This is a genomic window from Bradyrhizobium sp. 147 (genome assembly GCF_023073935.1).
Taxonomy (GTDB): domain Bacteria; phylum Pseudomonadota; class Alphaproteobacteria; order Rhizobiales; family Xanthobacteraceae; genus Bradyrhizobium.
This window is the reverse complement of the sequence record NZ_JADPKL010000089.1, coordinates 251845-272750: the sequence shown is the minus strand read 5'-3', so window position 1 is coordinate 272750 and position 20906 is coordinate 251845. Positions and strand designations below refer to the sequence as shown.

Below are 20906 nucleotides of genomic sequence, written 5' to 3'. Positions count from 1 at the left end.
ACAACATGACCGTAACCATCTCTCCCAAGCGGACTGCCCTGCTCAACGCCGCGCGCGAACGCATCCTCGTGCTCGACGGCGCTATGGGCACGATGATCCAGAACCTCCAGCTCGACGAGGCCGCCTTCCGCGGCGAGCGCTTCAAGAGCTTTCACCGCGACCTGCGCGGTAACAACGATCTCTTGATCCTGACCCAGCCGCAGGCGATCGAGGACATCCACGCCGCGTACTTGCGCGCCGGCGCTGACATCGTCGCCACCAACACGTTCTCGACGACCTCGATCGCGCAGGCCGATTACGATCTCACCGACATCGTCTACGAGATGGCGCGTGAAGGCGCTCGCCTCGCCGGCAATGCGGCAGGGCGCGTCGCGGCCGAGGACGGCAAGCCGCGCTTCGTCGCCGGTGCCATCGGGCCGACCAACCGCACCGCCTCGATCTCGCCCGACGTTTCCAATCCCGGCTATCGCGCCGTCACCTTCGATGATCTGCGCCAATCCTATGGCGAGCAGATCCGCGGCCTGATCGACGGCGGCGTCGATCTGCTGCTGGTCGAGACCATCTTCGATACGCTCAATGCCAAGGCGGCGCTCTACGCGATCGCCGAGATCACGGAAGAACTCGGCATCGACATGCCGGTGATGGTATCGGGCACCATTACCGACAAATCCGGCCGCCTGCTCTCCGGACAGATGCCGGAAGCGTTTTGGAATTCGGTGCGCCACGCGAGGCCGATCACCATCGGTTTCAATTGCGCGCTCGGCGCCGAGGACCTGCGCGCGCATATCGCCGATATCGGCCGCGTCGCCGATACGCTCGTCTGCGCCTATCCCAATGCCGGCCTGCCGAACGAGTTCGGCCAGTATGACGAAAGCCCGGAGTACATGGCGCGCCTGATCGGCGAATTTGCCCGTGACGGCCTCGTCAACATCGTCGGCGGCTGCTGCGGCACCACGCCGGAGCACATTGCAGCGATCGCCGCCGCGGTGGCCCCGCACAAGCCGCGCATCGTGCCGGAGATCGCGCCGCGCTTGCGGCTCTCCGGCCTCGAGCCGTTCGTGCTGACGGATGCGATCCCCTTCGTCAATGTCGGTGAGCGCACCAACGTCACAGGATCGGCGCGCTTCCGCAAGCTGATCACCGCCGGCGACTACACGGCCGCGCTGCAGGTCGCGCGCGATCAAGTCGAGAACGGCGCGCAAATCATCGACGTCAACATGGACGAGGGCCTGCTCGATTCCGAAGCGGCGATGGTGACCTTCCTCAACCTCGTCGCCGCCGAGCCCGACATCGCGCGCGTCCCCGTGATGGTCGATTCCTCGAAATTCTCGGTGATCGAGGCCGGCCTGAAATGCGTGCAGGGCAAGCCGGTCGTCAACTCGATCTCGATGAAGGAAGGCGAGGACAAGTTCATTCACGAGGCCAAGATCGCGCGCCGCCATGGCGCGGCCGTCGTGGTGATGGCGTTCGACGAGGTCGGCCAGGCCGATACGTTCGCGCGCAAGACCGAGATCTGCAAGCGCGCCTACGACATCCTGGTGAACCGGGTCGGCTTCCCGCCTGAGGACATCATATTCGATCCCAACATTTTTGCGATCGCGACCGGCATCGAGGAGCACAACAATTACGGCGTCGACTTCATCGAGGCGACGCGCTGGATCCGCCGGAACCTGCCCGGCGCGCACATCTCGGGCGGCGTATCCAATCTGTCGTTCTCGTTCCGCGGCAACGAGCCGGTGCGCGAAGCCATGCACTCGGTGTTCCTGTATCACGCCATCAAGGCCGGCATGGACATGGGCATCGTCAACGCCGGGCAGATGATCGTCTATGACGACATCGACCCCGAGCTGCGCCAGACCTGCGAGGACGTTGTCCTTAACCGCGATCCGGGTGCGTCCGAACGTCTGCTGGCGCTCGCGGAAAAATTCCGCGGCAAGAAGACGGAAAGCAAGGAAGCCGATCTCGCCTGGCGCGAATGGCCGGTGGAGAAGCGGCTGAGCCACGCGCTGGTGCACGGCATCACCGAGTTCATCGAGCAGGACACGGAAGAGGCCCGCAAATTGTCCTCGCGCCCGCTCGACGTGATCGAAGGACCGCTGATGGCCGGCATGAACGTGGTCGGCGACCTCTTCGGCGACGGCAAGATGTTCTTGCCGCAGGTGGTGAAGTCTGCGCGTGTCATGAAACAGGCCGTTGCTTACCTCATGCCGTTCATGGAGGAGGAGAAGGCGCGCAATCTTGCGAACGGCATCGGCACGGAGGGCTCCTCGTCCGCCGGCAAGATCGTGCTCGCGACCGTGAAGGGCGACGTTCACGATATCGGCAAGAACATCGTGGGCATCGTGCTCCAGTGCAACAATTTCGAGGTCATCGATCTCGGCGTGATGGTGCCGGCAGCCAAGATCGTCGAGACCGTGAAGGCGGAGAAGGCCGACATCGTCGGCCTGTCCGGCCTGATCACGCCCTCGCTCGACGAGATGGCATTCTTCGCCGGCGAGTTGCAGCGCGAAGGCCTCAAGCTGCCGCTGCTGATCGGCGGCGCCACCACGAGCCGCGTGCATACCGCGGTGAAGATCGACCCGAGCTATCGCGCCGGCCCCGTCGTGCACGTCAACGACGCCAGCCGCGCCGTCGGCGTTGCCTCCGCACTGCTCTCGCCGGAGAAGCGCGAGGCCTATGCCGCCGAGGTGCGCGCCGAATACGCCAAGATCTCGGAGGCGCATCTGCGTGCGCAGGCGGACAAGAAGCGGCTGAAGCTCGCGGCTGCCCGCGCCAACCGCGTGCCGGTGGACTTTGCAGCAAACAAGCCGGTGAAGCCGACCTTCCTCGGCATCAAGAGCTTCGACGACTACGACCTCGGCGAGCTCGTCGACTGCATCGACTGGACGCCGTTCTTCCAGACCTGGGAGCTCGCCGGACGCTTCCCCGCCATTCTCCACGACCCCAAGGTCGGCGAGGTCGCGCGCTCGCTCTACGACGATGCGCGCAAGATGCTCGATACCATCGTGAAGGAGAAATGGTTCCGGGCACGCGCGACGATCGGCTTCTGGCCGGCGAATGCGCAAGGCGACGACATCGTGCTCTACTCCGATGAAAGCCGGACCAAGAGCATCGCGACGCTGCACACGCTGCGCCAGCAGCTCGAAAAGCGCGAGGGCCGCTTCAACGCGGCGCTCGCCGACTTTGTCGCGCCCGTCGGCACCGGCGTGCCCGACTATGTCGGCGGCTTCGTCGTCACCGCTGGCATCGGCGAGGACGCGGTCGCCGATCGTTTCAAGATGGCGAACGACGACTATTCCTCGATCCTGTGCAAGGCGCTGGCCGACCGCCTGGCCGAAGCCTTCGCCGAGCGCATGCATGCCCGCGTCCGCCGCGAGTTCTGGGCCTATGCACCTAGCGAGGCGCTCTCCAGCGAGGAGCTGATCCTCGAAAAATACCAGGGCATTCGCCCCGCGCCTGGCTATCCCGCGCAGCCCGATCACACCGAGAAGGCGACATTGTTCGAACTGCTCGATGCGGAAAACACGGCCGGCGTGAAGCTGACCGAGAGCTTTGCAATGTGGCCGGGCTCGTCCGTCTCGGGGCTCTATTTCGCAAACCCTGCGAGCTATTATTTCGGCGTCGGCAAGATCGAGCGCGACCAGGTCGAGGACTATGCCGCACGCAAGGGCATGAGCGTAGCGGAAGCCGAGCGCTGGCTCGCGCCGGTGCTGAACTACATCCCGTCCCAGCCGGAGGCGGAAAAGGCGTTTGCCGCGACGCCCGCGAATGACGAGATGCCGAAAGACCTCGCCTCGCATCCGCCGGGCTGCACCTGCGCGGTGCACCTCGTCTGGCAGAAGAAGCGCGCGGGGGCGGGGTAGGCACCCCTCCAAAACAAAACTGAGAAAACAACCCCATGCACAGTAGCGATGGGGTTGAAAAGCTTGAATAATTTCGGACTTACCGAAAGCGGGTTGCGGCGTCGGGCAAAACAGGGGTAATATTCCATCATCGGCTGCTGCCCCGTCTGACAGTCTCGCCAAGCCCAGCGCCGTCATTCCGGGGCGCGCCTCTTGGCGCGAGCCCGGAATCCCTTTGCCTCGCATCATCTGCTGCGCGATGGATTCCGGGCTCGCGCTGCGCGCGCCCCGGAATGACAGGGGAAGTCCCTCACCCCTTCGGCCGCACCAGTGGCTGCACGATCTCCACTGGAAAAGCGGCAGGGCCGTGAACGTACCGCGCGCTCGCCGCGACCAATGGCGATCGCCGCCGACGAGCAGGAAATCAGATGCTGGATGCCCAGGGATTGATGTGGACGCAGATTGCCGCCGGCATCTCGGTGCTATTGTTTGGATTGATGCTGTTCAATCTGGTCCGCATGCGGGGCCGGATGCTGGCGGCGCGGAGCTGGGACAAGGTCGAGGGCATAATCACGGTCTCCAGGGTCGATCGGCCGGCGACGCACGCCTCGGACGATCAGAACGATGCCAAGCCCATCATCCGCTATCGCTATCACGCCCGCGGCGAAGAGCTGGAAAGCGACAAGGTCTTTGTTGGCGGCACTGCCATGACCACAGGGGTGCTCGCCGAAAAACTGGCGGGACGATATCCCGTTGGCGCCCATGTCGACGTCTATGTCGATCCGAAGTCCCCGGTCGAGGCGCTGTTGGAGCCCGCCGCAGCGCAGAACGTCGCGGCGCTCGTGGCATTCACGATCGTGTTCGGTTTCATTGCCGCCACCCTGACCGCGCACTCGCTCGCCGGTCACGTGCTTTACGCCGACAATGGCGTTCCGCTGTTCGCGTTCGCGCTGCCGATCATCGTGCTCGTGGGCGGCGTGTTCTGCATCGTCGAATATATCAGCACGCGCCGGCTGGCGAGCGCCAGCCTGCGCTGGCCGACTGCGGCCGGCAGGGTTACTCGTTGCGCCGTGATCGAGGAAATCATCGAGGACAAGGGCAGTGACGACGACAAGTCACGGACCACCAAGCTCCAACACCGCTATCAGGTCGACCTCCGCTACGCCTACAAGGTCGGCAAGCGCGACTTCATCGGCACCGAAGTCAATTGGGGCGGCACCATGATCTCCGGGCTGCGCGAGGTCGCCGAACAGGCCGCGGCGAAGTACCGTCCGGGGCAGAACGTCAAAGTTTATTACGATCCGGAACAGCCGGGACATGCGGTGCTCGAGCCTGCAAGCCGTGAAGGCACGCTGGGGCCGCTGATCGGAGCCGCGGTTTGCGCGATCGTCGGAGGCCTTTTCCTGACATTGCTGATCAAGGTCGGGTTCGCATAGCGGCGCTTGATGTCTTTCCGGGAGAAAGCGCGCATCCCGGAAATGACCTCATGGGGCTCACCCCTTCGGCGGCGCCAGCGGCTGCACGATCTCCTTGAAGGGAGCGAGGGCTTCGCAGCGCTCGGCATGCGCTGACAAGGCAGGGTAACGCGACGCGTCGAACAGCTGCGGGTGCGCTTCGCGGGTGAAGCGGACGACGCAAGCCACTGCGACGTCGGCATGACCGATGCGGTCGCCCAGCCAGTACGGCGTCGTCACCTTGGCGCGCTCGACCTCGAGCACCTTCAGCACGTCCGCGATCTGTGCTTGGCAGCGCTCGACCCATAGCGCAAGCTGCTCCTTCCGCAGCACGCGCTCGTAGAGCAGGCTCACCGCCTTGTCGCCGAGGCCGGAGGCGAGCGCGCAGATGCGCAAGTGGCGCCGCCGCTCGGCGCCACCGCGCGGCAGCATCGCCTTCTCGGGACCAACGAGCTCGTCGAGATAATCCAGGATGATCGTGCTCTCGATCAGCGCCTCGCCGTCGTCGAGCACCAGGGTCGGCACGCGGCGCAGCGGATTGTATGGCGCGATTCTGTCGGCATCGCCGAAGGTCGACCATGGCTTGTGCTCGAAGGCGAGGCCATAAAGCTTCAGCGCGATGGCGACGCGGCGGACGAAGGGGGAATCGTATTGGCCGATCAGGAACATGGGTCTCGCTCTTCTCGATCATTGAACAAGGCAGGGCCGATCAGTCTCCACGACCAGCTCGGTGCGGCGCAACAAAAATCTCGGAAATGGAGCATTGCGCCGGCTGCAACGAAGCGTCAGCCGGACGGTACGGACCGCCCGCTCAAAGGCCGTCCTGAATCGAGCGCTTGATGGCGGCGATCGCCGTCTCGTTGCGCTTGTACATCGTCCACTGCTTGATCCGTTTGGCGCGCACCAGTTTCGCGGCGGTCAGCACCCGCATGTGCTCGCTCAATGTTGGTGCGCTGACGCCGAGCTTTTCGGCGATCAGCAATCCGCAGACGCCGTCCTTGACCAGGTCGCCGTCGGCCTGCTCGCGAAAATGCTTCCGCGGATCCTGCAGCCATTCCAGGATCTGCAGGCGGCGTTCGTTGGCGAGCGCGCGCAAGGCAACGGCGAACTTCATTTAGCCATTTTGCTAATTACCTAATGGATGTCAACGCTCCCTTGCGCTATCTGGACGGTATCATGACAAAGACCATGGACATCACGCGGGAGCGGATTGCGGCGACCGAGGCGGTCATCCGTCCGCATATCAGGCGCACGCCGCTTCTGAAGGCCGATCTCGCCGATTTCGACCTGCCGGCCGCGCCCGTCACGTTCAAGCTCGAGATGCTGCAGCATTCCGGATCGTTCAAGGCGCGCGGCGCCTTCGCCAATCTGTTGCTGCGGCAGGTGCCGCAGGCGGGTGTCGTCGCCGCATCCGGCGGCAATCACGGCGCGGCGGTCGCCTATGCGGCGCAGCGGCTCGGCATTCCCGCCACGATCTTCGTGCCCGACATCACCTCGCCGGCCAAGGCCGAGCGGATCAGGGGGTATGGCGCCAAGCTCGTGATCGCGGGCAGCCGCTACGCCGATGCGCTCGCCGCGAGCGAGGCGCATGTCGCGCAGACCGGCGCGCTGGCCGTCCACGCCTACGATCAGGCCGAAACCCTGCTCGGCCAGGGCAGCGTCGGACTGGAATTGGAGCAGGATGCGCCCGGCATCGACACGCTGCTGGTGGCGGTCGGCGGCGGCGGGCTGATCGGCGGCATTGCGGCCTGGTACGCCGGCAGGACGCGTATCGTCGCGGTCGAGCCGGAGCAATCGCCGACCCTGCACGCTGCGTTTGAAGCGGGCGCTCCGGTCGATGCGCCGGCCGGCGGCATCGCCGCCGACAGCCTTGCGCCGCGGCGCGTCGGCGAATTGATGTTTCCGGTCGCGCGCGCCCATGTCGAGCGCGTCATCCTGGTCAGCGACGACGCGATCCGCCAAGCCCAGGCCGCCCTGTGGTCGCACTTGCGCCTCGTGGCCGAGCCCGGCGGCGCAGCCGCCTTTGCCGCGCTGCTCTCGGGCCGCTACCGTCCCTCAGCAGGAGAGCGCGTCGCGGTTCTGGTCTGCGGCGCCAATACGACGGCGGTAAAGTTCGACGGCTGAGTGAGAATGACATGAGGGGACCACGTGGACTGCCGCGCGTTGCTCTGGGAATTGGAAGAGCGATGGCGGCGGTCACACGCCGTCATCGCGAGCCAACGGGTCCGCGCGAAGCGCGGCCCGATGACAGGGTCCGCGAACCAATCCAGAATCTCTCTGCGAAGACAGTCTGGATTTGCTTCGTCGCAAGAGCTCCTCGCAACGACGGTGGGGGGACGGCTGCGATTAATCAATAATTGGCACATGCTTCGCCGCCGACCGCCGCAGCGTTCCGTCAAGGCGCGGATCATCCGCCACCTCGATCTGGCGGCGGAAGGCGCGGAAGCCGGAGCGCTGGTAGAAGGCAACGGCCGATGGATGATCGAGTGTGCAGGTGTGGACCCAGACCCGACGGACGTCGCGTGACCACGCAAGCTCCAACGCGCGGTTCATCAGGAAGCGCGCGGCGCCGGTGCCGATTAGCCCAGCGGTGACGCCGAAATAGGTCAGCTCGCACTGGCCGGGCTCGCGGAAGTCGAGCTCGAGCAGGCCTTCGTCGCTTCCGTCCACGACCAGGGCGTAGACCTCGATGCCAGGCGCGTGGATGATCGCAGCGAGCTCTGCATCGGTCATGCGGGCTCGCGAGAACCACAACCACTCCTCGCCGACACGGCGGAAGAGGTCGCGATACCAATAAAGCGCGGGGGTATCCACCTTGCGCAGGGTCCACGCGCCAGGGGGATCGTCGCGGCGCGCCGGAGGTGCGGTCATCTCCAAATGCGTGACGACGGCTGCGATCTTGCCGGCGGGCACGTCGGAATAGCCGTCCGGTATCATCATCGCGGCGTCAGCGTGATGGCTTCTGCGGTGGCGGCTTCGACCGCGGCTTGGCTGTAGAGCAGCGGCACATATTGTCCGGTCGCCCAGAGCGGGGCGAGGTCGCGGTAGTGGCCGCTGAAGGGATCGCCGGATTGCCCCGGCGTGTTGATGGTGCGGCTCGCGTCCCAATTGCCGACATCGAGCACCATCCGAAACGAGGCGCCTGAGATGAGCTGGTAGTCGGAGCGGCGATAGGTGGCGGCGCGCGGAACGTTGGCTGCGCCGCCGAAGGCGAGCGGGCCCACCGACATTTGCGCTGCGGTCGCCTTGTCGGCAAGCGGGATCAGCGCGTGGTCGAACTTGGCGACATGCAGGCGGCCCCAGCGCCAGCTGGATGCATCGTCCCCGAGCTTGCCGGCGACGTCGGCAACCGCAGCGCCCAAGCTCTCGCGCAGGATCTGGTCGCGTGCGGCAGCGGGATCGGCGCCGAGCGCGGCATCAGGGGACTCGAGATAGGCGACGATCGCCGAAATGCTGGATGCCTCGGGCGCGATCAGGGCCACCGCCTTGGGCGCCGTGGTCTTCAGCAGCGTGGGGCCGAGATGATTGGCGATCCAGACCTCGAACAATGCGGCGGCGGCACTGTCGGCGGCATCGCGCGCGTCCCATGGCCTCAACAGCTCGAGACCCTTCTTCACATTGGCATCGTCCGAAGTCAGAGGCTGCAGCAGCTTGACGAGGCGCCGCCCCAGCATCGCGGTATCGTCGTTCTGCAAATCCATGGCGTCGGCGAGTGTAACCTTGCTGTTGGCCTGGAGCACCTCAACAATGCGCTGCCAGCGGGCGCTGTCAGCCCATTCGAAGCCGACCTTGCGTTCGCTGATGGGGTAATCGGACGGAAGGTTCATCTGATTGGCGGTGGCCAGAAAGCCCTGCTTGGGCTGATAGGCTTTTGGCAGATCGTCGAGCGACAGAAAGCCCTGCCAATCATAGCGGCCGTCGCCGGGCACCGGCATCAGGCCGTCATAGTTGACGCGGCGCGGAGTCTTGCCCGCGGCAACCCAGCCGATACTGCCGCGCGTGTCGGCATAGACCTGGTTCTCCGAGGGCGCGCCCCAGCGCCGCATCGCCGCGAGAAAGCCGTTCCAGTCCTTCGCGGTCATGTAGTCGGACGAGCCGAAATAGGCGGAAGTGCCGGGCTCGAACCAGATCGAGCGCACCGCGAAGGCGCGCTTGTTGCCTTCATCGACATAAATCACCGGACCGTGCCGGGTGAACTTCAGCTCGACGTCGCGATCGCCCTCGCCTTTCACCTGCTCGGTCTCGTGGACGATGCGCATGTCCTCCCAGCCATTGCCGTAACGGTACTGATTGGGATTTTGCGGATTGAGCTCATAGACGTAGAGGTCTTCCTGGTCGACATTGAAGATGGTGAGGCCAAAGGCAATGGTGCCGTTATGGCCGATCGAGATGCCGGGCAGCGCCGGCTCACCGGCGCCGATCACGGAAAGGCCGGGCGCATTCAACCCGACGATATAGCGCAGCGACGGCACGCTGTGCTCGCGATGCGGATCGTTGGCGAGGATCGGGCGTCCGGTCGCGGTGCGCGAAGGCGCGATCACCCAATTGTTGGAGCCGATGGTGTCGCGCTGTTGATCGGCCGCGTCCAGATAGGTGTCGGGATCATGCGCGAGCGCGGCCTGTCGGTCTTTCGGCTGCGGAAAGGCGACCGGGCGCGTCGCAAGGTCATAGGCCGCGAGCACCGCCTTCGGGACGCTACAGGGATCGAGGCCATCGGGGACTTTCGTCGTCCAGGCCGGCTCGAGCTTGACGCGAAACCGATCGGCCTCGAGTCCTGCCGCGCAGGCAACCAGCGAGCGCTTGACCTCCGAGGCGATGTTGCGGGTGAGCCCATGGCTGCGAATACGGACCACGTCGTCCGCGGTCCAGAGATCCGGCCTGGTGCCGGCGATCCTGAACTCGATCGGCAGCGGCCGCTTGCCATCGCGGACATCCGCGACATAGGCATTGATGCCGGCAACGAACGCTTCCGCGTAGGTCTTCGCCCTGGGGCCATAGGACGCCCACTCCGCATTCATGTCGCCGCGATACAGGAAGAGCCGCAGCGCCTTATCCTGCTCGGCATAGGCCGGGCCGAAATCCCGGGCGAGCAGCCCGAGCCCCCGCTTACGCCAGAGATCGATCTGCCAGAGGCGGTCGCGCGCGGCGTTGAAACCCTGCAGAAAGAACAGGTCGTGCTCGTTACCGGCATAGATGTGCGGAATGCCCCAGACGTCGACCAGGATCCTGGCGGGCGCATTGAGGCCGGCGACGTCGGTCTTGACCTGACGCGCGTTCGAGAGCGGGTTCTCCTTTTCGCGTGCGGTTGCGCCGGAAGCAAGCAGCACGCTGCAGACCGCCGCGCTGCACAGCGCCCGCATGACCCGGTTGATATCCGTGTTCATTGTCGTTTCTCCCGTTGTTGTTATTTGAGCGAGCGACGTGAATCCGCTTACCCCTCCCCCTCGTCGCTCGCCAGCACGCCCTTCACCGCTCTTGCCCATCCGGCCAGCTTTCGCTCGCGCGTCGCCTGGCTCATGTTCGGCTTGAAGCGGTGCTCGAGGCGCCAGTTGTCGGCGAATTTTGTCGGCTCGGGATAGACGCCCGCCTGGAGACCGGCGAGGTAGGCAGCCCCTAAGGCCGTGGTCTCCTGGATCACGGGGCGATCGACCGGGGCGTCCAGGAGATCGGCGAGGCGCTGCATGGTCCAGTCGGATGCTGTCATGCCGCCGTCGACGCGGAGCACGACGCTGGCCGTTTCCGAGCTCGGCCAGTCCGCGCGCATCGCGGCCCAGAGGTCAAACGTCTGGTAGCACACGCTTTCCAGCGCGGCGTGGGCGAGCTCGGCAGGGCCGGTGTTGCGGGTGAGGCCGAACAAGGCGCCACGCACGCGCGGATTCCAATAGGGTGCGCCCATGCCGACGAAGGCAGGAACGAGATAGACGCTCTGCGTGGAATCGGACTGGTCGGCGAGCGGGCCGGTTTCGGCGGCGTGCTTGATGATGCCAAGGCCATCGCGCAGCCATTGCACCGCCGAGCCTGCCACGAAGATCGAACCTTCCAGCGCGTAGGTGCGCTTGCCGTCGAGCTGATAGGCGACGGTGGTGAGCAGCTTGTTCTTCGACACCACAGGCGTGGTGCCGGTGTTGAGCAGCGCAAAGCAGCCGGTGCCGTAGGTCGACTTCATCATGCCCGGGCGGAAGCAGGCCTGACCGATGGTCGCGGCCTGCTGGTCGCCAGCGATGCCTGATATCGCAATGGGCCCGCCGAACAGGTCGGGCGTGCTCTCGCCGAAGCGGGCGGAAGAGTCCTTCACCTCGGGCAGCATCGAGCGCGGCACGCCGATGATCTCCAAGAGCTCGTCGTCCCACTGGCCGGTGTGGATGTTGAACAGCAGCGTGCGCGAGGCATTGGTGGCATCGGTGGCATGCACCTTGCCGCCGGTGAGGCGCCAGAGCAGATAGCAGTCGATGGTGCCGAACATCAGCTCGCCGCGCGCGGCGCGCGCCCGCGCACCGGGAACGTGATCGAGGATCCAGGCCACCTTGGTGCCGGAGAAATAGGGATCGATGATCAGGCCGGTCTTCTGCGAGATCACGGGCTCGCGGCCGTTGGCTTTCAGCTTGGCGCAGATGTCGGCGGTGCGGCGGTCCTGCCAGACGATGGCGCGGTGCACGGCCTGACCGGTGGCGCGGTCCCACACCACGGTGGTCTCGCGCTGGTTGGTGATGCCGATCGCGGCGATGTCCTTTGCATTGATGCCGGCCTGCGCGATCGCCTCGCGGCACACCATCACGGTCGAGGTCCAGATGTCCTCCGGCTCGTGCTCGACCCATCCCGAGGCCGGGAAATGCTGCGGAAACTCGGCCTGGGCCTTCGCCGCGATCGAAATGTCGCTGCGAAACACGATGGCGCGCGAAGAGGTGGTGCCCTGGTCGATGGCGAGGACGAAAGACATGGCGGCTATCTCTGGCGTTTTCTTGGCGTTTCCCTGGAAGGGATCATTGTGTCGCGGCAAGAAAACGGGATTGCCGGCAAGAGGTCAAGGCGGCTCTCCGCTTACCTTCCCCTGGAGGGTCAGGGTAAGAGAAGCCGCGCCTCGATGCAACTGAACGTGGTTTCGCCGGCTACACCGCTGCCGTGGTGACGCCGCCGTCGATGACGATGGTCTGGCCGGTCATGAAGCTCGATGCGTCGGAGGCGAGGTAGGCGACGGCGCCGGCGATTTCGTCGGGTTCGCCGATGCGGCGGAGCGGCGTGGTGGCGGTGCGGCGTTTCAGATTGGCTTCGTCTTCCCAGAGCGCGCGGGCGAAATCGGTCTTGACGAGGCCGGGCGCGATGCAGTTGACGCGGACGCCTTTGGGGCCCCATTCGCCGGCGAGCGAGCGGCACAACGCGAAGTCGGCGGCTTTCGAGATGCCGTAGGCGCCGATCACGGTGGAGCCGCGCAAGCCGCCGATCGAGGAGATGATGATGACGGAGCCATTGCCGCGCTCGGCCATCTCAGGGATCGCGAGCGCGGAGAGCCAGATGTTGCTCTTGACGTTCGAGCCCATGATCTTGTCGAAGGCTTCGTCGGTAATGTCGAGCAGTGGGCCGTAATAGGGGTTCACTGCGGCATTGCAGACGAGGATGTCGACCTTCCCGTAGTGCTTCGTTGCGCCGGAGATCAGCGCCTCGACCTCGTTCTTGCGCGCGATGTTGCAGGGAATGACGATGGCATCGCCGCCGCCGGCAATGATGCCGTCGGCGACCTCCTTGCAGGCATCCGCCTTGCGCGAGGAGACCACGACCTTGGCTCCTAATTTTGCCAGCAGCTCGGCGGAGGAGCGGCCGATGCCGCGGCTGGAGCCGGTGACGACGGCGACCTTGCCGGTGAGATCGAACGGGGTGTTTTTCATTTGTTGGGCTCCGCTATGGCCGCATACTCAGTGTCATCGCCCGCGAAGGCGAGAAACGGCGCGGCTGGAATCGAGAAGCCGCGGTGTACTGGGTCCCCCGCTTTCGCGGGGGACGACAGGCGTCGTAAGACTAGATCAATCCGCCCGCGTCGGCGACACGGCGCTGGTGGTAGTCGGTGTCGCCAAAGGTATTTTCGATCATGGTGAGGCGCTTGAAGTAGTGGCCGATCTTCGCCTCCATGGTCATGCCGATGCCGCCGTGGAGCTGGATCGACTGCTGGCCGACGAATTTGGCCGACTTGCCGATCTGCACCTTGGCCGCGGCGATCGCATTGCTGCGCTCCCTGGCGTCCTCGAAATCACCGGCCATGGTCGCGAACATCGACATCGAGCGCGCCTGCTCGGCTGCGACGAACATGTCGGAGGCGCGGTGCTGGAGCGACTGGAACGAGCCGATCGGAACGCCGAACTGCTTTCGCGTCTTGATGTACTCGACCGTGGTCTTGAGCGACTCGTCCATCAGGCCGACCGCCTCGGCGCAGAGCGCGATGCGGGCCTCGTCGACGACGCGCTCGATCAGCGCGAGCGAATCCTCGGGGTTGCCGAGCACGGAATCCGCGCCGATTTCGACGCCGGTGAAGGTGACGTCGGCAGCATGCAGGCCGTCCTGGGTCGGATAGCCCTTCTTAGCTACGCCTTTTGCATTGGCGGGTACCAGGAACACGCCGATGCCCTTATGATCGCGGCGCTCGCCCTTGGTGCGCGCGGTGACGATCAGGGTGTCGGCGTTCTCGCCGTTGAGCACGACGAACTTCTCGCCGTCGATCACCCAACCGTCGCCCTTCTTCTTCGCCGTCGTGGTGACGTCGAACAGATCGTAGCGCGAGTTCTTCTCGAGCTGGGCGAACGCCAGCGTCTTGCTGCCGTCGATGATCCCCGGCACGTGCGCGGCCTTCTGCGCCTCGCTGCCAGCATGGCGCAGGAAGCCGCCGCCGATCACCACCGTGGCGAGATAAGGCTCAAGCACCAGCGCCTTGCCGAGCGCTTCCATCACGATCATGGTCTCGACGCCGCCGCCACCGAAGCCGCCATCGGCCTCTGCGAAGGGCAGGCCGAGCAGGCCCTGCTCGGCGAGCTTGAGCCAGACGGTTTTGCTCCAGCCGCCCTTCTCCTTCATGTACTTCTTGCGGCTCTCGAAATCGTAGGAATCGGTCAAGAGGCCGTCGATGCTTTCCTTGAGAAGCCGCTGCTCCTCGGACAGGTCAAAATCCATGTTGCTTGGTTCCTCGTACCCGGAATTTATGCTTCGTCATTCCGGGACACGCGCGGTAGCGCGTGGACCCGGAATCCAGAGATGTGGCGCGAGATTCCGGGTTCGCGCTGACGCGCGCCCCGGAATGACGCTAAAGCCCCAGCACCGCCTTGGCGATGATGTTGCGCTGGATCTCGTTGGAGCCGCCGTAGATCGAGACCTTGCGGTTGTTGAAGTAGCTCGGTGCGATCTGGGCGGTCCAGTCCATGGCCTCGTTGGAGCCGTCATCCCCGTGCAGGTCGTAAGGCGCGGCGAACGGGCCGATCACTTCCATCAACAGCTCGGTGGTGGTCTGCTGGATCTCGGAGCCCTTGATCTTCAGCACGGACGAAGCCGGATTGGGCTTGCCCTTGCCGTGCTTGCCTTCGTCGGCGACGACGCGAAGCTGGGTCAGCTCGAGCGCTTTCAGCTCGATCTCGCAGGCCGCGAGCTTCTCGCGGAAGGCGGGATCCTGGATGATCGGCTTGCCGCCGGACTCGACCTTCGACGCCAGATCCTTGATGCGGCGGATGCGCTCCTTGGAGACGCCGACGCGGGCAATGCCGGTGCGCTCATTGCCGAGCAGGAATTTGGCGTAGTCCCAGCCCTTGTTCTCCTCGCCGATCAGGTTCTCGTAGGGCACTTCGACGTCGTCGAAGAAAACCTCGTTGACCTCGACGCCGCCGTCGATGGTCTGGATCGGACGCACGGTGACGCCTTTCGACTTCATCGAGAACACGATGAAGGAGATGCCCATCTGCTTCTTTGCGGCGGGATCGGTGCGGCAGAGGCAGAAGATCATGTCGGCGTGCTGGGCCAGCGTGGTCCAGGTCTTCTGGCCGTTGATGATCCATTTGTCGCCCTTGCGCTCGGCTTTCGTCTTCAGCGAGGCGAGATCGGAGCCGGAGCCGGGCTCCGAAAATCCCTGGCACCACCAATCGTCGACATTGGCGATGCGCGGCAGGTACTTCTTCTTCTGCTCCTCGTTGCCGAAGGTGTAGATGACCGGGCCGACCATGCTGACGCCGAAGGCGAGCGGCTGCGGCGCCGGATAGGACTGCAGCTCCTCGTTGAAGATGTAGTGCTGCACGCTTGTCCACCCCGTGCCGCCATATTCCTTCGGCCAGTGGCTGACGCCCCAGCCCTTCTTGTTGAGGATGCGCCACCATGTCACCATCTCGTCCTTCGAGAGGTGGCGGCCCTCGACCAGCTTGCGCCGCGTATCCGGCGGCACGTTGTCGCGCAAGAACTGCCGCACTTCCTCGCGAAACGCCTGCTCTTCTTTCGTGAATGCGAGATCCATCGGATCCTCCTGTGAGCTTCGTCGTCCTGGCGAAAGCCAGACGGTGAACTATTGCAACACCTCGAAAAGTCCCGCCGCGCCCATGCCGCCGCCGACGCACATGGTGACGACCGCGTACTTCGCCTTGCGGCGGCGGCCTTCGATCAGAGCGTGGCCGGTGAGGCGCGCACCCGACATGCCATAGGGATGGCCGACCGAGATCGCGCCGCCATTGACGATCTTGTCGGGGTCGATGCCGAGCTTGTCGCGGCAATACAGCACCTGCACCGCGAAGGCCTCGTTGAGCTCCCACAGGCCGATGTCGTCAACCGTGAGATCATGACGCTTGAGCAGGCGCGGCACGGCGAAAACCGGGCCGATGCCCATCTCGTCCGGCTCGCAGCCGGCGGAGACGAAGCCGCGGAAGATGCCGAGCGGCTTGAGGCCGCGCTTGGCCGCTTCCTTGTCGCTCATGATGACGGAGGCGCTGGCGCCGTCGGAAAGCTGGCTGGCATTGCCGGCGGTGATGGTGAAACCGTCGCCGCGCACGGGCTTGAGGCCGGCGAGGCCTTCAGCGGTGGTCTCCGGACGCGGACCTTCGTCCTGCGACAGCGTGACTTCTTTCATCGAGACCGTACCGGTCGCCTTGTCGGTAACCGCCATCTGCGTGGTGATCGGCGCGAGTTCGTCCTTGAACTTGCCGCCCTGCTGCGCGGCCGCGGTGCGGCGCTGGCTCTCCAGCGAATATTCGTCCTGGCGTTCGCGCGAGATGCCGTAGCGCTTGGCGACGACCTCGGCCGTGTCGATCATGGGCATGTAGACCTCGCCCTTCATCTTGAGCAGCGCCGGATCCTGGGCGTGGAAGCCGTTCATCTTGTCGTTCTGCACGAGGCTGATCGACTCGCCGCCGCCGCCGACCGCGATCTCGACGCCGTCGAAGATCACCGAGCGCGCCGCGAGCGCGATCGCCTGCAGGCCCGAGGCGCATTGCCGGTCGATGGTGGTGCCGGCGACGGTGACGGGAAGGCCGGCGCGCAACAGCGCCTTGCGCGCGATGTTGCCGCCGGTCGCGCCCTGCTGGAGCGCTGCACCCATCACGACGTCCTCGACCTCCTTGGGATCGACCTTGGCGCGGGCGACGGCCTCGCCGATGGCGTGGCCGAGCAGGGTCGCGCCCTCGGTGGCGTTGAGCGCGCCGCGATAGGCCTTGCCGATCGGCGTGCGGGCGGTGGAAACGATGACGGCGTCGGTCAAGAGCGACCTCCTGATGCGGTTTTGGTGGATTGTGACGATTTCTGCTGCTGGCGCAATTCGTGGCGCGACAATTTTCCGACCGGCGTGCGCGGCAGATCGTCGACGAACTCGACTGCGGCCGGCAATTCATGCTTGCCGAGCTTGCCAGCGAGCTGGGTGCGCAGCTCGTCGAGCGAGAACGGTTTGGCTTCCGGCTTCAGCTTGATAAAGGCCTTGGCGGCCTCGCCGCGATAGGGATCGGGAATGCCGAGCACGATCACCTCGTGCACACCGGGGACGGTGTAGATCGCCTGCTCGATCATCTGCGGATAGACGTTGAAGCCGCCGGAGATGATCATGTCCTTCTTGCGGTCGACCAGGAAGAAATAGCCGTCCTGATCCATGTAGCCGATGTCGCCGGTGAGGAAACGGCCGTCGACGAAGGCCTCCGCGGACCCTTCCGGCTTGTTCCAATAACCCTTGGTGACGTTCGGGCCCTTGATGCGGATCTCACCGACTTCGCCCGGCGGCAGCACGCGTCTGGGATCGTCCAGCGCGACCACGTCGAGCTCGATGCCCGGCAGCATCAGACCGATCGAACCCGGCTTGTCGGGACCAACAGGCGGATGGCCGGTGCCGGGCGAGCAGGTCTCGGTCATGCCCCAGCCGCTGCGTAGCTTCTTGCCGACCTTGCGCTCGAAGAAGCTCGCGATCTCCACCGGCAGCGGTGCACCGCCAGAGCCGATGGTAGCAAGCGAGGAGAAGTCGCGCTTGTCGAGGTCGGGCAGCGCCGCAATCGCGATCCACATCGTCGGCACGCCCGGAAAGTACGTCGCGTGCTTGATCTCAATGTCGCGCATCACCGCTTCGACGTCGAAGCGCTGATGCAGCGAGATCAGATTGCCGCGGCGGAGCGAGGAGAGCAGCACGACGGTGAGCGCATAAATGTGAAACAGCGGCAGCACGCAGATCACGCGCTCGACGACATCGCCGCGCGCGGCGCGCGCCGGCTTGCCCCAGACGTCGTAGATCGACACCGCCGCGGTGAGATTGCCGTGCGTCAGCATCGCGCCCTTGGGCAGGCCGGTGGTGCCGCCGGTATATTGCAGCAGCGCCACGTCTTCGGCCGTCACGTTCGGCCACTCGGCCGGCGCGGCCGCGCCCTCCACGAAGGCTTTGAACGTGACGATGCGGGGATCATCGGGGATCGCCGCCTGCGGCGTGCCGACCTTGCCCCAATCGTCGTCCTCGCAGACGACGAGGCGATCGATCAGCCCCTTCTCCAGAAATTTCAGCGCGGTCGGCAGCAGCGCGGCAAGGTTGGAGGTGACGAGCAGGCGCGAGCCGGAATCGGCGACCTTGTGGGTCAGCGCGATCTCGCCGTCGAGCGGCGACAGATGCGCGACGCGGGCGCCGGCCTTGAGCGCACCGAAGAAACTGACGGGATGATCGGGCGTGTTGCCGAGGAACAGTGCGACCGAGCTGTTCCTGCCACAGCCGGCGCGCAGGAAGGCCGCGGCGGCGCGCTCGGCCATCGCGGCAAGCGCGGTATAAGTGATGGGTCGGTCGCGAAACTCGATCGCGGTGCGCGCGCCGTAATCGGCGGCGGCCTGCGACAGCAGGTCGGGCAGCGTGCCCTGGACGATGGTGTCGTCCCAATGCACGCCCTCGGGATAAAACTGTTCGCCGGGATGGGTCATTAAGGTCTCAAGTCCAACAAAGCGTCATTCCGGAGCGATGCGAAGCATCGAACCCGGAATCTCGAGGTTCCGGGTTCGCCCTGCGGGCGCCCCGGAATGACTGAGAGTTGGAGCGCGAAGCTCCATCAAGCCGCTTTCGACGCAGCCGCCAGCGACGCGAACGTCTTGCCCTCATCCGCGAGTTTCTTCAGGAGCGGCGCGGGCTCGAGGCTCGGGTCGTTGGTCTCCTTGGCGTAGAACGACAAGCGGTCGGCGATGTGCTTGAGGCCGACGCTGTCGGCCCAGAACATCGGGCCGCCGCGGTAGATCGGCCAGCCATAGCCGTAGAGCCAGACCACGTCGATGTCGGAGGGGCGTGCCGCAATGCCCTCTTCGAGGATCTTCGCGCCCTCGTTGATCATCGGATACATCATGCGCTCGAGGATCTCCTCGTCGCTGACGACACGCTTCTTGCGGCCGAGGCGGGCCAGCGTCTCGTCGATCAGCTTCTCGACCTCGGGATCGGGCAGCGGCGCGCGGCTGCCGCCTTCATACTTGTAGTAGCCCTTGCCGGTCTTCTGGCCGAAGCGGCCGGCTTCGCAGAGCGCATCCGCGATCTCCGACTTGATGCCGCGATCTTTCCGCGAGCGCCAGCCGATGTCGAGGCCGGCGAGATCGCCCATCGCGAACGGTCCCATCGGCATGCCGAACTTGGTCACGACGGCATCGACCTGCTGCGGCAAAGCGCCTTCGAACAGCAGCTTCTCGGCCTGCTTGCCGCGCTGCGCCAGCATGCGGTTGCCGACGAAGCCGTCGCACACGCCAACCACGGCCGGCACCTTTGCGATCTTGCGTGCAATATTGACAGCGGTGACCAACGCATCGGGCGCAGTCTTGTCGGCGCGCACGATCTCGCACAGCTTCATGACGTTGGCCGGCGAGAAGAAGTGCATCCCGAGAACGTCCTGCGGACGCTTGGTCGACTTCGCGATCTCGTCGATGTTGAGATACGAGGTGTTGGAGGCGAGCACCGCGCCGGGCTTGGCGAACTGGTCGAGCTTGCCGAACACTTCCTTCTTCACCGCCATGGTCTCGAACACGGCCTCGATGACGAGGTCGGCATCGCCGACGTTCTCGATCCCGACCTTGCCGTTGATCAGCGCCATGCGCTTGGCAGGCGCATCGGCCGGGATGCCGCCGCGTGCCGCGGTCGCTTCCCAGTTCTTTTGCATCACGCCCATGCCGCGCTTGAGCTGCTCTTCCCCGGTCTCGATCAGGGTGACGGGAATGCCGGCATTGGCAAACGACATCGCAATGCCGCCGCCCATGGTGCCGGCGCCGAGGATGGCGACACGGTTGACCGGGCGCGGCTTGGTGCCTTCAGGGATGCCCGCGATCTTGGCGGCTTCGCGCTCGGCGAAGAAGGCATAGCGCTGCGCCTTGGACTGATCGCTGGCGACGAGCTTGAGGAAGCCTTCCCGCTCCTTCTTCAGGCCCTCTTCGAACGGCAGGTCGATGGCGTAGCCGACGGCGTCGGCCGCTGCGAACGGCGCTTCCAGGCCGCGCGACTTCTTGGTCATGGCCGCGACCGCATTGGTGAAGATGGAACGATCGGCCTTGGCGGCCGCGAGCTTGGAATCGTCGTCGCGCAGGCGGCGCAGCGGACGTTTCTCGGCCAGCAGCTTGCGGACGAAGGCTTCGCCGCCCGACGCCGGGCCCTCGATGATCTCCTCGATCAACCCGTTCTTCAGCGCTTCCGCAGCGCCAATGGGATCGCCGCCGACGATCATCTTGACGGCGAGCTCGGGACCGACCGCGCGCGGCAGGCGCTGGGTGCCGCCCGCGCCGGGCAGCAGGCCGAGCTTCACCTCGGGCAGGCCGAGCTTGGCCTCTTTCACCGCGACGCGGTAATGACAGGCGAGCGCGACCTCGAGGCCGCCGCCGAGCGCGGTGCCATGGATCGCTGCAACGACCGGCTTCGGCGAGTTCTCGATCTCGGACAGCACGTCGTTGAGGGCGGGCGGCTTCGGCGGCTTGCCGAATTCGGTGATGTCGGCACCCGCAATGAAGGTGCGGCCGGCACAGGTCAGCACGATGCCCTTGATGCCGGGATCGGCGATTGCAGCCTTGACGCACTCCAAAATGCCGCTGCGGACCGCGGCACTCAGCGCATTGACTGGAGGGCTGTCGACCGTGACGATGCCGACTTCATCATGACGCTCAAGCTTGACCACTTCGCTCACGG

General features: G+C 65.2%; 14 protein-coding genes. 3 read left to right on the top strand and 11 right to left on the bottom strand.

The genetic code is table 11. The features are described from left to right. Positions 1–5 precede the first annotated feature (5 nt). On the top strand, positions 6–3863 hold the full coding sequence (gene metH / locus IVA87_RS22435; protein ID WP_247304889.1) for a methionine synthase: 3858 nt from the start codon (positions 6–8) through the stop codon (positions 3861–3863). Positions 3864–4270: 407 nt separating this feature from the next. Continuing rightward, positions 4271–5278 carry a DUF3592 domain-containing protein gene (locus tag IVA87_RS22430; RefSeq protein ID WP_247304891.1) on the top strand — a complete coding sequence of 336 codons (1008 nt, stop codon included), beginning with the start codon at positions 4271–4273 and terminating at the stop codon, positions 5276–5278. A gap of 57 nt (positions 5279–5335) precedes the next feature. On the opposite strand, the gene IVA87_RS22425 is transcribed toward IVA87_RS22430, so the two are convergent. Beyond that, positions 5336–5965, bottom strand: a complete 630-nt coding sequence (locus IVA87_RS22425) for a glutathione S-transferase family protein (RefSeq protein WP_247304893.1) — start codon at positions 5963–5965, stop codon at positions 5336–5338. Positions 5966–6107: 142 nt separating this feature from the next. Continuing rightward, entirely contained in the window at positions 6108–6410 is a 303-nt protein-coding gene (locus tag IVA87_RS22420; RefSeq protein WP_247304894.1) for a winged helix-turn-helix domain-containing protein, read from the bottom strand. Positions 6411–6472: 62 nt separating this feature from the next. Between IVA87_RS22420 and IVA87_RS22415 the strand changes: the two genes are divergently transcribed. Beyond that, positions 6473–7420 carry a threonine/serine dehydratase gene (locus IVA87_RS22415; RefSeq protein WP_247304897.1) on the top strand — a complete coding sequence of 316 codons (948 nt, stop codon included), beginning with the start codon at positions 6473–6475 and terminating at the stop codon, positions 7418–7420. Between the two features lie 222 nt (positions 7421–7642). Here the strand turns inward: IVA87_RS22415 and IVA87_RS22410 are convergent, their stop codons facing one another. The 9 genes from IVA87_RS22410 to IVA87_RS22370 form a co-directional block, all read right to left on the bottom strand. Then, a complete protein-coding gene (locus IVA87_RS22410; RefSeq protein WP_247304898.1) occupies positions 7643–8236 on the bottom strand; it encodes a GNAT family N-acetyltransferase in 594 nt (197 codons plus the stop codon). Then, positions 8233–10680 carry a penicillin acylase family protein gene (locus tag IVA87_RS22405; protein ID WP_247304901.1) on the bottom strand — a complete coding sequence of 816 codons (2448 nt, stop codon included), beginning with the start codon at positions 10678–10680 and terminating at the stop codon, positions 8233–8235. Before IVA87_RS22405 ends, IVA87_RS22410 begins: the two co-directional genes overlap by 4 nt. A gap of 47 nt (positions 10681–10727) precedes the next feature. After that, positions 10728–12233 (bottom strand): glycerol kinase GlpK, encoded by a 1506-nt coding sequence (glpK, locus tag IVA87_RS22400; protein WP_247304903.1) that lies wholly within the window; start codon positions 12231–12233, stop codon positions 10728–10730. A 169-nt stretch (positions 12234–12402) separates the two neighbouring features. Next, on the bottom strand, positions 12403–13176 hold the full coding sequence (locus tag IVA87_RS22395) for an SDR family oxidoreductase (protein WP_247304906.1): 774 nt from the start codon (positions 13174–13176) through the stop codon (positions 12403–12405). Positions 13177–13306: 130 nt separating this feature from the next. Further along, the gene (pimD, locus tag IVA87_RS22390) at positions 13307–14449 is read right to left on the bottom strand and encodes a pimeloyl-CoA dehydrogenase small subunit (protein ID WP_247334986.1); all 1143 of its coding nucleotides are present in this window, start codon (positions 14447–14449) and stop codon (positions 13307–13309) included. A 130-nt stretch (positions 14450–14579) separates the two neighbouring features. Beyond that, positions 14580–15770, bottom strand: a complete 1191-nt coding sequence (gene pimC, locus IVA87_RS22385) for a pimeloyl-CoA dehydrogenase large subunit (protein WP_247334984.1) — start codon at positions 15768–15770, stop codon at positions 14580–14582. 48 nt (positions 15771–15818) lie between these two features. Continuing rightward, positions 15819–17003 (bottom strand): acetyl-CoA C-acyltransferase, encoded by a 1185-nt coding sequence (locus IVA87_RS22380; protein ID WP_247300234.1) that lies wholly within the window; start codon positions 17001–17003, stop codon positions 15819–15821. Beyond that, positions 17000–18682 (bottom strand): dicarboxylate--CoA ligase PimA, encoded by a 1683-nt coding sequence (gene pimA, locus IVA87_RS22375; RefSeq protein ID WP_247334982.1) that lies wholly within the window; start codon positions 18680–18682, stop codon positions 17000–17002. The genes IVA87_RS22380 and pimA overlap by 4 nt, the downstream gene beginning before the upstream one ends. Before the next feature lie 125 nt (positions 18683–18807). Continuing rightward, a complete protein-coding gene (locus IVA87_RS22370; RefSeq protein WP_247334981.1) occupies positions 18808–20904 on the bottom strand; it encodes a 3-hydroxyacyl-CoA dehydrogenase NAD-binding domain-containing protein in 2097 nt (698 codons plus the stop codon). Positions 20905–20906: the final 2 nt, after the last annotated feature.